13 protein-coding genes are annotated in these 11,844 nt (G+C 67.7%); 5 read left to right on the top strand and 8 right to left on the bottom strand.

Going from position 1 to position 11,844, the window contains the following annotated elements:
• Positions 1-170: 170 nt before the first annotated feature.
• Positions 171-1,214 carry a bile acid:sodium symporter family protein gene (locus PI86_RS00935; protein ID WP_039317735.1) on the bottom strand — a complete coding sequence of 348 codons (1,044 nt, stop codon included), beginning with the start codon at positions 1,212-1,214 and terminating at the stop codon, positions 171-173.
• A gap of 369 nt (positions 1,215-1,583) precedes the next feature.
• Between PI86_RS00935 and PI86_RS00930 the strand changes: the two genes are divergently transcribed.
• The 3 genes from PI86_RS00930 to PI86_RS00920 all read left to right on the top strand — a co-directional run bounded on the left by PI86_RS00930 (position 1,584) and on the right by PI86_RS00920 (position 4,622).
• Positions 1,584-2,066, top strand: a complete 483-nt coding sequence (locus PI86_RS00930) for a hypothetical protein (protein WP_039317715.1) — start codon at positions 1,584-1,586, stop codon at positions 2,064-2,066.
• 344 nt (positions 2,067-2,410) lie between these two features.
• Positions 2,411-3,487: a porin gene (locus PI86_RS00925; RefSeq protein WP_039317712.1), complete on the top strand. Its 1,077-nt coding sequence runs from the start codon at positions 2,411-2,413 to the stop codon at positions 3,485-3,487.
• A gap of 172 nt (positions 3,488-3,659) precedes the next feature.
• A complete protein-coding gene (locus PI86_RS00920) occupies positions 3,660-4,622 on the top strand; it encodes a LysR family transcriptional regulator (protein WP_014895850.1) in 963 nt (320 codons plus the stop codon).
• A 114-nt stretch (positions 4,623-4,736) separates the two neighbouring features.
• Here PI86_RS00920 and PI86_RS00915 read toward each other — a convergent pair whose 3' ends face one another.
• Complete coding sequence (locus tag PI86_RS00915; RefSeq protein ID WP_014895851.1) at positions 4,737-5,696, bottom strand: NAD(P)H-dependent flavin oxidoreductase; 960 nt, start codon at positions 5,694-5,696, stop codon at positions 4,737-4,739.
• Between the two features lie 278 nt (positions 5,697-5,974).
• Here PI86_RS00915 and PI86_RS00910 point away from each other — a divergent pair, with 278 nt between their 5' ends.
• Entirely contained in the window at positions 5,975-6,871 is an 897-nt protein-coding gene (locus PI86_RS00910; protein WP_039317707.1) for an alpha/beta fold hydrolase, read from the top strand.
• Between the two features lie 50 nt (positions 6,872-6,921).
• On the opposite strand, the gene PI86_RS00905 is transcribed toward PI86_RS00910, so the two are convergent.
• Positions 6,922-7,413, bottom strand: coding sequence for an Lrp/AsnC family transcriptional regulator (locus tag PI86_RS00905; protein WP_014895853.1), 492 nt, complete (start codon positions 7,411-7,413; stop codon positions 6,922-6,924).
• Between the two features lie 113 nt (positions 7,414-7,526).
• Between PI86_RS00905 and PI86_RS00900 the strand changes: the two genes are divergently transcribed.
• Positions 7,527-8,429: a DMT family transporter gene (locus tag PI86_RS00900; protein ID WP_039317704.1), complete on the top strand. Its 903-nt coding sequence runs from the start codon at positions 7,527-7,529 to the stop codon at positions 8,427-8,429.
• Between the two features lie 220 nt (positions 8,430-8,649).
• Here PI86_RS00900 and PI86_RS00895 read toward each other — a convergent pair whose 3' ends face one another.
• Genes PI86_RS00895 through PI86_RS00875 form a run of 5 tightly spaced genes read right to left on the bottom strand, consistent with a single transcriptional unit; the run spans position 8,650 to position 11,728 of the window.
• Entirely contained in the window at positions 8,650-8,856 is a 207-nt protein-coding gene (locus PI86_RS00895) for a DUF1289 domain-containing protein (protein ID WP_014895855.1), read from the bottom strand.
• Positions 8,853-9,359 (bottom strand): YbaK/EbsC family protein, encoded by a 507-nt coding sequence (locus tag PI86_RS00890; protein WP_039317699.1) that lies wholly within the window; start codon positions 9,357-9,359, stop codon positions 8,853-8,855. The genes PI86_RS00895 and PI86_RS00890 overlap by 4 nt, the downstream gene beginning before the upstream one ends.
• A 22-nt stretch (positions 9,360-9,381) precedes the next feature.
• Positions 9,382-10,314 (bottom strand): hydroxymethylglutaryl-CoA lyase, encoded by a 933-nt coding sequence (locus PI86_RS00885; RefSeq protein WP_039317697.1) that lies wholly within the window; start codon positions 10,312-10,314, stop codon positions 9,382-9,384.
• A 30-nt stretch (positions 10,315-10,344) separates the two neighbouring features.
• On the bottom strand, positions 10,345-11,286 hold the full coding sequence (locus tag PI86_RS00880) for a 2-hydroxyacid dehydrogenase (RefSeq protein ID WP_039317694.1): 942 nt from the start codon (positions 11,284-11,286) through the stop codon (positions 10,345-10,347).
• 4 nt (positions 11,287-11,290) lie between these two features.
• Complete coding sequence (locus PI86_RS00875; protein WP_014895859.1) at positions 11,291-11,728, bottom strand: VOC family protein; 438 nt, start codon at positions 11,726-11,728, stop codon at positions 11,291-11,293.
• Between the last annotated feature and the right edge of the window lie 116 nt (positions 11,729-11,844).

Below are 11,844 nucleotides of genomic sequence, written 5' to 3'. Positions count from 1 at the left end.
GCGGAGAGCGGAGAGCGGAGGGCGGAGGGCGGAGGGCGGAAAGCGGAAAGCAGAAAGCAGAAAGCGGAAAGCGGAAAGCGGAAAGCGGAAAGCGAAGGGCGAAGGGCGAAGGGCGAAGGGCGGGGTAGATAAACCGGCGCGGCAGGCCCCACCCGCCGCGCCTTCCCGCGTCAGCGCTTGCCCGCGTTCAGCGCACCGCGCCCGCGTGCGGCGCCGGCCACACCATCCTGACCGTCGCGCTCGCCGCTCATGTCGCGCGCGCCCCAGCGCTGCGCGAGCGCCGCGCACGCCATCAGCTGGATCTGGTGGAACAGCATCAGCGGCAGCACGATCGCGCCGACGGCCTGCGCCGAGAAGATCACCTTCGCCATCGGCACGCCGGCCGCGAGGCTCTTCTTCGAGCCGCAGAAGATGATCGTGATCTGGTCGGCCCGGTTGAAGCCGAGCCGTTTGCTGACGAACGTGGTCAGCAGTAGCGCGATCACGAGCAGCACGACGTTCACGACCAGCAGGCCGCCGAGCGCGCGCGCCGGAATCTGGTGCCAGAGCCCCTGGTTCACGGCCTCGCTGAACGCGACGTAGACGACCAGCAGGATCGAGCCCTGGTCGACGAAGCGCAGCACGCCGCGATTGCGCTCGATCCAGCCGCCGATCACGGGCCGCAGCAGCTGGCCGGCGATGAACGGCACCAGCAGCTGCATCACGATGCTGCCGACGGTGCTCCACGGCGACGCGGCCGCGGCCGACTGCGACGTGATCATCAGCCCGACGAGCGCCGGCGTCACGAAAATGCCGAGCAGGCTCGACGCGGACGCCGCGCACACGGCGGCCGGCACGTTGCCCTTCGCGATCGACGTGAACGCGATCGACGACTGGACCGTCGACGGCAGCGTGCACAGAAAGAGCACGCCGGCATAGAGCGTCGGCGTGACGAGCGGCTGCAGCACGGGCTTCAGCGCGAGGCCGAGCAGCGGGAACAGCGCGAACGTGCTGAGCAGCACGACCGCGTGCAGCCGCCAGTGGGTCGCCCCCGCGACGACGGCTTCGCGCGACAGCTTCGCGCCGTGCAGGAAGAACAGCAGGCCGACGGCGATGTTGGTCGCCCAGTTGAACGCGTGGGCGGCCGCGCCGCGGCACGGCAGCAGGCTCGCGAGCACGACGGTGCCGACGAGCGCGAGCGTGAAGTTGTCGGGAAGGAAACGGGGACGGGCCATCGGGAACTCGATTCGGAAACGGCGGGCGCGCACCTTGCGCGCGCGAATCCCGACATTGTCCCGGTTGGTCATTCAATACACAAATTCATTGTGCGAATCGATTGATGATTAATTTGCATGCATTGGCGCCGTAACGGCGGCACAACAGCGGCCTGCCGACGAGGCCCGCCGATGCGCAAAACGGCAGAAGAATGTTCTGTCCGGCTCGCCCGCCGAAGTGAAAAAACCTAGCAGTAACATGGTGTTACACCGATGCCCGCGACCTAACACTTTTTGGCTCGACACCGTTTCGGACCGCTCATAAATTACTGCTGAAAGGCTTGCGTCGGCCGGAAACAGCCGGCGGCGAGCGGTAACAGGCTCTGAAAGATGACGGAACGGGTGAAACTGAAGGTCGGACGATGGGTGGCAGGCGCGCTCTGCGCGCTGCTGATGCCGTTCGCGTTCGCGCAGCCGCCGCACGGCGGTCATGCGTTCGGCGGCCACGGTTTCGGCGGCGGCGACATGCGCGGGTACGGCCAGCCGGCCGGCGGCGCGCCGGTCTGGCGCCATGCCATGCCGCCCGGCGGCGCACGTGCCGGCGGCGTGAGCGGCTACGGCTCGCGCTGGGGGCTGCGGCCGACGCCGTCCTACGGCCACTACGCCGCGCAAAGCCCGTATCGTCCGATCAGTGCCGACTCGCGGCAGATGCCACGCCCGCCGGGCGGTGGCAACGTGCCGCTGCGCACCGGCTCGATCCGCGCCGATGTCGCGCGCTACAACGAGGAGCGCGGTGGCCGTCCGATGCCGCCGCCCCGCTCGCAGGAAGAGCCTGCGCACTCGCCGTATTTCTCCCCGTTCTACCGAAACTGAGCGCCCCGCGCGTTCGTCCCTCGCCGGCTGATGCGAATTCGCCACAGTCGCGCGCAGATTTCCGCTGATTTTCCCGCCGCATTGCGCTATCTTTCGCGCCCGGCACGCGCGCGCCGCGCGGCCGTCCCGCCGCGTGCCCGCCCCGCGCGGGGCGGCTGTGGCGTGCCCGGTCACGTGTCGATTCCGCAAAGTTAATGCCGCCGCTATACCCGCAATAAGTGTGCGCAATTTTGACCGGACGAATGATCCGTAAAGATGGCTGCGCCCCATACGACGCAAGCAATCGGCTCCAAAAAACAACGCTCGCGCCACTTATCGACTATTCGACAATACCTGGAGATCCCATGAAAGCACTCGCTCGCCGTGCGTCGCGCACGTCCGTCAAGCTGATCGCCGCGACCGCCTGCGTCGCGGCAACCGTACCCGTCCACGCGCAGTCGAGCGTATCGCTCTACGGTCAGGTCGACGAATGGGTCGGCGCAACCAAGTTCCCGGGCGGCAATCGCGCATGGAACGTGTCGGGCGGCGGGATGTCGACGTCGTACTGGGGCCTGCACGGCGCCGAGGATCTCGGCGGCGGCTACAAGGCGATCTTCACGATGGAGAGCTTCTTCCGTGCGCAGAACGGCCAGTTCGGCCGCTTCCAGGGCGATACGTTCTTCGCGCGCAACGCGTATGTCGGCGTCAGCTCGCCGTACGGCACGGTGACGGCGGGCCGTCTGACGACGCACCTGTTCCTGTCGACGATCCTGTTCAACCCGTTCTACGACTCGTACACCTTCTCGCCGATGGTGTACCACGTGTTCCTCGGACTCGGCACGTTCCCGACCTATCCGAGCGACCAGGGCGCGGTCGGCGATTCGGGCTGGAACAACGCGCTGTCGTACACGTCGCCTTCGTTCGGCGGCCTGAATTTCGCGGCGATGTACGCGCTCGGCAACCAGGCCGGCGACAACCGCTCGAAGAAGTGGAGCGCGCAATTCAACTACGCGAACGGCCCGTTCGCGGCGACCGCCGTCTACCAGTACGTGAACTTCAACAGCGGCCCGCAGGACCTGAGTTCGCTGGTGACCGGCATGAAGAGCCAGGGCATCGGGCTGGTCGGCGCGACCTACGACCTGAAGTACGTGAAGCTGTTCGGCCAGTATATGTATACGAAGAATGACCAGGTCGCGGGCAGCTGGCACGTGAATACCGCGCAGGGCGGCGTGTCGGTGCCGCTCGGCGTCGGCAACGCGATGGCGTCGTACGCGTACTCGCGCGACGGGGGCGGCCTCGACCAGACGCGCCAGACCTGGGCCGTCGGCTACGACTATCCGCTGTCCAAGCGTACCGATGTCTACGCTGCGTACATGAACGACCACATCAGCGGCCTGTCGAGCGGCAACACGTTCGGCGCAGGCATCCGCGCGAAGTTCTGACGATTCGTACGCCGAACGCGTACACCGCGCTGCGCGACCGGCCTGCCGGTCCCCGCCCCGAAACGGCGCCGCCATCCGCGGCGCCGTTTTGCCTTTGTTGACCTTCTTGTTTCCTCACCTTTGTTACCCTATCTCGTAATTGCATGATTCCCAGGAATTGCGAGCTAGTTCGATGGATACCCTCGTCAGCATGAATGTGTTTCGCTACGTCGTCGAAGTGGGCAGCTTCGTCGGCGCGGCCGAGCGCATGCAGATGTCGGCCGCGATGGCGAGCAAGCACGTGATGCATCTCGAGCAGCAGCTCGGCGCGCGGCTGCTGCATCGTACGACACGACGTGTCGCGCCGACCGAGGCGGGGCGCGAATACTATGAGCGCCTTGTGCAGGCGCTGTCAGAACTCGACGAAGCCGGACAGGCGGTCGGCGCCGCGAGCGTCGTGCCGCAGGGCCGCTTGCGCGTGACGTCGCTATCCGCGTTCGGACTGCGACACGTGATGCAGGCCGTCACCGATTACGCGGGCCGTTTCCCGGACGTGACCGTCGACATGACGCTGTCCGATCGCGTGGTCGACCTGATCGAGGAGGGCTACGACGTCGCGGTGCGCGCAGCGCCGAACGGGTTGAAATCGTCGTCGCTGGTCGCGCGGCAGATCGCGACTGCGCACATTTTGCTGGTGGCATCGCCCGAGTATCTCGAGAAGCACGGCACACCTCAGACGATTGCCGATCTCGCGCACCACAACTATCTGCGCCGCGATTCGAATTCGACGATGCTCGATTCTCTGGTGATCGACGCGGCCGCTGCGTCGCGCGTGAACCTGCACGGCAACCTGATCGTGAACCATCTCGAGGGGCTGCGTGCGGCCGTGCTCGCGGGCGCGGGCATCGCGTTGCTCGGCACCGAGGTGGTCGGCGACGACATCGAATCCGGCCGGCTCGTGCCGGTGTTGCTCGATTCGGTGCCCCCGCACGAGGCGCCGATCTATGCGGTGTACGCGAGCCGTCGTCACGTGTCCGCGAAGGTCCGGTCGTTCGTCGACTTCCTCGCCGCGCGCTTCGAAGGGCAGTCGCTGTGCCCGTCGATCGAGTCGCGCCTGCGCGTGCTGCCGATCACGCGGATCAAGCGCGCCGGCTGACCGGCGTCGGCCGCCCGCAGGCGGACATGAAACAAGCGCGAGCCGTTGCGGTTCGCGCTTTTTGTTTGGTCGAACGTCATGCGCAGCGGCGGGGCCATCCCGCCGCTGCGTGCGTCAGCGTGCGATGCCGAGCCGTGCCTTCGCGTCGTCGTACTCGCGCTTCAGGCGCTCGACGAGTGCGCCGACGCTCGGCAGGTCGTCCATCAGGCCGACGCCCTGACCGGCACCCCAGATGTCCTTCCACGCCTTCGCCTTGTCGCCGCCGAAATTCATCTTCGACTTGTCCGATTCCGGCAGCGCCTCCGGATCGAGGCCGGCCTTCTCGATGCTCTCGCGGATGTAGTTGCCGTGCACGCCGGTGAAGAGGTTCGTATAGATGATGTCTGACGATTTCGCGTTGACGATCGCGCGCTTGTAGTCCTCGACCGCGTGCGCTTCCTGCGTTGCGATGAAGCGCGTGCCCATGTACGCGAGGTCGGCGCCCATCGCCTGCGCGGCGAGGATCGAGCCGCCGTTCGCGATCGAGCCCGACAGCACGATCGGGCCGTCGAACATCTTGCGTACTTCGCCGACGAGCGCGAACGGCGACGTCGTGCCCGCGTGGCCGCCGGCGCCGGCCGCGACGAGGATCAGCCCGTCGACGCCGGCTTCGAGCGCCTTTTGCGCATGGCGCAGGTTGATCACGTCGTGCAGCACGATGCCGCCGTAGCTGTGCACCGCGTCGACGATCTCGCGCGCCGGTGCGCGCAGGCTCGTGATGAAGACCGGCACCTTGTGGTCGACGCACACGCGCACGTCATGCTCGAGCCGTACGTTCGACTGGTGGACGATCTGGTTGACCGCAATCGGGCCGATCACCGCGTCCGGGTGTTTGGCCTTGTGGTCGGCGAGCTCCGACTGGATCTGCGTGAGCCACTCGTCGAGCAATTCTGCCGGACGGGCGTTGAGCGCGGGGAATGATCCGACGATGCCCGCCTTGCATTGCGCGAGCACGAGTTCGGGGTAGCTGACGATGAACATCGGCGACGCGATGACGGGCAGCGTCAGGTTCTGCAGGACGGCGGGCAATGCCATGTGATGTCTCCAGTCTCGAGGGGCGGCCGGAACCGGCGCAGTCGCGCCGACGCCGGCATCATGCTTGGCGGTCGAACGGTACTTTGAGTGTAGTGGTGCGGCGGAGCGTTCATATTAATACGAACGGTCGTGCGATTCTACGCGAGCTTAACAAAATGCGCGGCGGCGCGACAATCGAGTGAGTGTTCTCTTTCTAGGTATTCGGGTATGTGCTGCGCGCTGAAGTTCGCCGGGCGCTCCTACAATAACCGCCATAACAAACCAACGAGAAACAAACCATGTCGTTTGAGGCGTTTGCACCGTTTCGCGTGACGGTGCAGGACACCGACATCTTCGGTGTCAAAGGAGGCGCGGGCCCGCCGCTTCTGCTGCTGCACGGCCACCCGCAGACCCACATGATCTGGCATCGCGTCGCGGCGACGCTCGCGAATCACTTCACGGTGATCGCGACCGACCTGCGCGGCTATGGCGCGTCGGGCAAGCCGCCGAGCGACGCGCGGCATGCGCCGTATTCGAAACGCGCGATGGCGGCCGACCAGGTCGCCGTGATGCGGCATTTCGGCTTCGAGCAATTCCACGTCTGCGCGCACGATCGCGGCGCGCGCGTCGCGCACCGGCTCGCGCTCGATCACGCGGCGGCCGTCGAGCGGATGATGCTGCTCGACATCGCGCCGACGCTCGCGATGTACGAGCAAACCGATCGTGCGTTCGCGACCGCGTATTTCCACTGGTTCTTCCTGATCCAGCCGGAGCCGCTGCCCGAGACGCTGATCGAGGGTCGCACCGATGCGTACATCGAGCGCGTGATGGGCAACCGTTCCGCCGGGCTCGCGCCGTTCGCGCCGGCGGCGCTCGCCGCGTATCGCGCCGCGCTCGCGCAGCCGGGCGCCGTGCATGCGATGTGCGAGGACTACCGTGCGTCGGCGACGATCGATCTCGAGCACGACCGCGCGGATCTCGAGCGCGGCAACAAGGTCGCGTGCCCGCTGCGCGTGCTGTGGGGCGGGAACGGGATCGTCGGCCGCTGCTTCGATCCGTTAGACGAATGGCGGCGCGTCGCGCGCGACGTCAGCGGCCGCGCGCTCGAGTGCGGGCACTACATTCCGGAGGAGGCGCCCGTCGCGCTGATCGACGAGTTGCTCGCGTTCTTCGAGGCGCGCGACGCGGCCGCGTGAGCGGCGGGGAGCGGGTAGCGCGGCGAGCGTCGCGCGTGGCGCGTCGGCGGTCAGCGGCGCGCGGCGTCGTCTTCGACGAGCGGCGGCAGGCGACGCGGCACGGGCGTCGATTTCACGATCGCCGTGCTCGTTTCCGCGCGCTCCGTCACCTTCGACAGGATGTCGTCGAGGTGCTCGATCGTGCGCAGGTAGAGGCGGCAGATGAAGCAGTCCTCGCCGGTCACCTTGTCGCATTCGACGAATTCCGGGATCCGCCGCAACACCTCCTCGACGAGATGCAACTGTCCCGGCAGCGGCTTCACGCGGACGATCGCCTGCAGCGTATAGCCGAGCGCGCGCGGGTCGAGCTCGACGGTGAAGCCCGCGATCACGCCTTGCGCTTCGAGGCGCCGCACGCGGTCGGCGGTCGCGGGCGCCGACAGCCCGATCTGCCGCGCCAGTTCGCTGGTGGCGATGCGTGCGTCCTCGGCGAGCGCTGCGAGGATCGCGCGGTCGGTCGCGTCGAGTGACGTGACGGCGGGCGGGGTAAGGCGTTTCGACATGATCGCTTTGCTTTCGAAGGTGAATCGGCGTTTTCACTTCAGTTTAGCCGTGGATGCACGGAAAGCAAGTTCCTAGAATCGAAGTCATCCCCTCTCGTCATACGGAGTCCATGATGGCCTCGAACGAAATCCGCCGCGGTGCCGCCGAGATGGTCGTCGCGATGCTGATGTCCGGCACGATCGGCTGGCTCGTGATGTCGTCGCAGCAACCGCTCACCAACGTCGTGTTCTTCCGCTGCCTGTTCGGCGCCGCGACGCTCGCGATCGTCTGCGCGGCGCTCGGCTTCCTGCGCCGCGCGCTGTTCTCGCCGCGCATGCTCGCGCTTGCGACGCTCGGCAGCGTCGCGATCGTCGCGAACTGGCTGCTGCTGTTCGCCGCGTATTCGCGTGCGTCGATCTCGATGGCGACCGCCGTGTACAACACGCAGCCGTTCATGCTCGTCGCGCTCGGCGCGATCGTGTTCCGCGAACGGATCAGCGCATCGACGATCGCGTGGCTCGCGCTCGCGTTCATCGGGCTGGTGTGCGTGGTGCGCGTCGAACCGGCCGTGCTCGCGGTGCCGGGGGAATATCTGGAAGGCGTCGCGCTGTCGCTCGGCGCGGCGTTCCTGTACGCGGTGTCGTCGATCGTCACGAAACACCTGAAGGGCACGCCGCCGCACCTGCTCGCGCTGCTGCAGGCCGGCCTCGGCATCGTGCTGCTCGCGCCGTTCGCGCAGTTCGGCACGTTGCCCGCGACGGCTGCGCAATGGCTGGATCTCGTCGTGCTCGGCGTCGTCAACACGGGGCTGATGTATGTGCTGCTGTACGGCGCGATCCAGAAACTGCCGGTTGCGATGACGGGCGCGCTGTCGTTCGTGTATCCGGTGGTCGCGATCATCGTCGATCGCGTCGCGTTCGGGCAGACGCTCGCGTGGACCCAGGTGCTCGGCGCGCTCCTGATCCTGCTCGCGGCGGCCGGCGTGAATCTCGGCTGGCGCATCGTGCCCGCGCGTCGCGAGGCGGTCGGCAACTGAAACGATCGTGCGCTTTGGCTAGCCGCTACGGCGTGCCGCCAGCGTCAGCCGGTGCCGCGTCCGGGAATGACGATTGCGCGGGAAAGATGCTGTAAGAAGTTGTAGGGAAACACCCGATGCGACGCTGCAGCGTCGCTCGTATGATGCGGGCTGTGACGTTGATCACGTTCACAGGATTCCGATCTCATGCCGTTCGCCAGACAGGCCGAACGGCATTTTTTTATGCGCCGCTCCTGGCGAGCAGGCGCCGCCGCGCGTCGAGCCGCGCGAGCAGCGCGCGCCTCGCGTCGTCGTCCGACGCCCGCCACCCCTTGATCTCGCCGCGCGTGCGCAGGCAACCCGCGCACCAGTCGGTACGCGGGTCGATCCTGCAGACGTCAGTGCACGGCGATGCGACCGTGCCGACCACTACCGGTACGTCGCTCATGCGTCGTGGCGCAATGCGACGTCGGCGACCGGCGCGCCCGTCAGTGTGACGAGCTCCTGCGGCGTCAGGTTGAACACCGCGTGCGGATGGCCGGCGGCCGCCCACAGGCTGTCGAGCTCGAGCAGGTCGGCGTCGATCAGCGTGACCGGGTCGACCAGATGGCCGATCGGGCAGACCCCGCCGATCGCGTAGCCGGTGTTGTCGCGCACGAACTTCGCATCCGCGCGGCCGACCGCACCGACTTGAGCGGCGACCTTCTGCTCGTCGACGCGGTTCACGCCGCTCGCGACGACGAGCACCGGCAGCCCGTCCGATTCACGGCGAAACAGGATCGACTTCGCGATCTGCGCGACCGAGCAGCCGAGGCCGGCCGCGGCTTCCGCGGAGGTCTTGCCGGTTTCGGCAAGCATCACGATCCCTTTCGCATGGCCGCGTTCGCGCAGCAGCAGCGCGACGCGTCGCGCGGAATCGGGGAGGGCGTCGAATGAAGCGGGTGTCGTCATCGTTGATCCGTGAATGTCGGGGTCAGACGCAGCTCGGGGCGTTGGCTGCGCTCTGTGCCTTGGCGAGCAGCGCGCGACCGGCGCGCGACACGTTCGCGCGGCCGATCGCGTTCGAGATGAAGTCGCCGGCAGCGACCACCTGCGCGAGATCGATGCCGGTGTCGATGCCGAGGCCCTGCAGCAGGTACAGCACGTCCTCGGTCGCGACGTTGCCGGTCGCGCCCTTCGCGTACGGGCAGCCGCCGAGGCCGGCCACCGATGCGTGAAAGATCTCGATCCCTTCGAACAGCGCCGCGTAGATGTTTGCGAGCGCCTGGCCGTAGGTGTCGTGGAAATGGCCCGACAGGCGTTCGCGCGGGAACACGCGCGTGACGGCCGCGAGCACTTCGCGCGTGCGCTTCGGCGTGCCGACGCCGATCGTGTCGGCGATGTCGATCTCGTCGCAGCCGAGCGCGGCGAAGCGTTCGACGACGTCGACGACCGATGCGACCGGCACCTCGCCCTGGTACGGGCAGCCGAGCGTGCACGACACGCTGCCGCGCAGCCGCAGGCCGGCGTCCTTCGCGGCCTTCGCGACCGGCTCGAAGCGCGCGATGCTCTCGGCGATGCTGCAGTTGATGTTGCGCTGCGAGAACGCCTCGCTCGCCGCGCCGAAGATCACGACTTCGTCCGCGCGGGCGGCGAGCGCGTTCTCGAAGCCCTTCAGATTCGGAGTGAGCACCGAATACACGGTGCCCGCGCGACGTTCGATGCCGGCCATCACCTCGGCGCCGTCGGCCATCTGCGGCACCCATTTCGGCGACACGAACGACGCGGCCTCGACGTTGCGGAAGCCGGCACGCGACAGCCGGTCGACGAGCGCGATCTTCACGTCGGTGGGCACGAAGGTCTTTTCGTTCTGCAACCCGTCGCGCGGGCCGACTTCAACGATCTTGACGGCGGTGGGGAACGTCATGGTTGTCTCCAGGTTTATGTAGGGCGGAATTCAGTAGCCGCGCGCGTAGTCGACGATGCCGCCGACGCGCTCGCCGCGCTCGAACGCGCGGATCTTGCCGGCGATCTGTTCGACGGCTTCGTCGCGCAGGGTCTCGGCCGAGCTGTGCGGCGTGATCGTGATGCGCGGCGCGTGCCAGAACGGGTGATCGACCGGCAGCGGCTCGTGCTGGAACACGTCGAGCGTCGCGGCGGCGACCTGCCCGCTCGCGAGCGCGTCGAGCAGGTCGGCTTCGACGAGATGCGCGCCGCGTGCGACGTTGACCAGGTACGCGCCCGGTGCGAGCCGGGCGAAGGTGCGCGCCGACAGAATGCCGTCGGTATCGCGCGTGCTCGGCAGCAGGTTCACGAGCACCTTCGCGCCGTCGACGCAGGCGTCGAACGCGTCGTCGCCGGCGAAGGTCTCGATACCGTCGAGCTGCTTCGGGCTGCGGCTGTAGCCGCGCACCGGCAGGCCGAGCGCGGCCAGCGCGTGCGCGACCTGCGCGCCGAGCACGCCGAGGCCGAGCACGGCGACGGTGAAGCGCGCCCGCGCATGCGGCTCGAGCACCTGCCAGCGGCGTTCGCGCTGCAGCGCTTCGTATTCGTCGAAGCGACGCAGGTAGCGCAGCACCGCGTGCGTCACGTATTCGATCATCTGCTGCGCCATGCCCGAATCCTCGAGGCGCACCAGCGGCACGTCGCGCGGCAGCGTGCCGGGATGCGCACGGTCGAGCGCGAGCAGCGCGTCGACGCCGGCGCCGAGGTTGAAGATCGCGCGCAGGCCGTCGCGCGGCGCGAACAGCTCGCGCGGCGCGCGCCACACGAGCGCGTAGTCGGCGGCGGCCGTGTCGCCCGGCTGCCACGCGCGCAGCTCGGCCTCGGGCAATGCCTGCGCGATCGCGTCTCGCCAAGCGCCGGCGTCCTGCTGCGGCGAGTAGAACAGGATCTTCATGCGGTTACTTCGCGAACAACTGGCCGATGTCGGCGAATGCCTTGAATTCGAGCGCGTTGCCGCACGGATCGAGGAAGAACATCGTCGCCTGTTCGCCGACCTCGCCCTTGAAGCGGATATGCGGCTCGATCACGAAGCGCGTGTTTGCGGCCTTCAGTTTGTCGGCGAGCGCATGCCATTCGTCCATCGACAGCACGACGCCGAAATGGCGCACGGGTACGTTGTCGCCGTCGACCGGGTTCACCGCGCTCGCACCGGTCTCGTCCGGCGCGAGGTGTGCGACGAGTTGGTGGCCGAAGAAGTCGAAGTCGACCCAGTGCGCCGAGCTGCGCCCCTCCGGGCAGCCGAGCAGACCGCCGTAGAACGCGCGCGCGCCGGCGAGGCTCGACACGGGGAAGGCGAGATGGAACGGGCGCAGCGCGCCGGCGGGCGTAGCGGACATCGGGCGTCTCCTGTCGATCGGAACCGGCGCGGGGCGCCCGGTTCGATCCGATGCAAGGCAAGCGGGAAGCCCACATTCTACGGTTTCGCGGCGGGTTGCGCCGCCATGAGGCTGCC

This window comes from Burkholderia sp. A9, from assembly GCF_000801975.1.
Note: the sequence above shows the minus strand (reverse complement) of the source record. Positions and strands in the feature narration are given on the sequence as shown.

Bases quoted from the DNA above. Each gene is read 5' to 3' on its own strand.
- PI86_RS00925 (WP_039317712.1), top strand. From the start codon at position 2,411: ATGAAAGCACTCGCTCGCCGTGCGTCGCGCACGTCCGTCAAGCTGATC.
- PI86_RS00920 (WP_014895850.1), top strand. From the start codon at position 3,660: ATGGATACCCTCGTCAGCATGAATGTGTTTCGCTACGTCGTCGAAGTG.
- PI86_RS00885 (WP_039317697.1), bottom strand. From the start codon at position 10,314: ATGACGTTCCCCACCGCCGTCAAGATCGTTGAAGTCGGCCCGCGCGAC.
- PI86_RS00910 (WP_039317707.1), top strand. From the start codon at position 5,975: ATGTCGTTTGAGGCGTTTGCACCGTTTCGCGTGACGGTGCAGGACACC.
- PI86_RS00895 (WP_014895855.1), bottom strand. From the start codon at position 8,856: ATGAGCGACGTACCGGTAGTGGTCGGCACGGTCGCATCGCCGTGCACT.
- PI86_RS00915 (WP_014895851.1), bottom strand. From the start codon at position 5,696: ATGGCATTGCCCGCCGTCCTGCAGAACCTGACGCTGCCCGTCATCGCG.
- PI86_RS00875 (WP_014895859.1), bottom strand. From the start codon at position 11,728: ATGTCCGCTACGCCCGCCGGCGCGCTGCGCCCGTTCCATCTCGCCTTC.
- PI86_RS00900 (WP_039317704.1), top strand. From the start codon at position 7,527: ATGGCCTCGAACGAAATCCGCCGCGGTGCCGCCGAGATGGTCGTCGCG.
- PI86_RS00905 (WP_014895853.1), bottom strand. From the start codon at position 7,413: ATGTCGAAACGCCTTACCCCGCCCGCCGTCACGTCACTCGACGCGACC.
- PI86_RS00935 (WP_039317735.1), bottom strand. From the start codon at position 1,214: ATGGCCCGTCCCCGTTTCCTTCCCGACAACTTCACGCTCGCGCTCGTC.
- PI86_RS00890 (WP_039317699.1), bottom strand. From the start codon at position 9,359: ATGACGACACCCGCTTCATTCGACGCCCTCCCCGATTCCGCGCGACGC.
- PI86_RS00930 (WP_039317715.1), top strand. From the start codon at position 1,584: ATGACGGAACGGGTGAAACTGAAGGTCGGACGATGGGTGGCAGGCGCG.
- PI86_RS00880 (WP_039317694.1), bottom strand. From the start codon at position 11,286: ATGAAGATCCTGTTCTACTCGCCGCAGCAGGACGCCGGCGCTTGGCGA.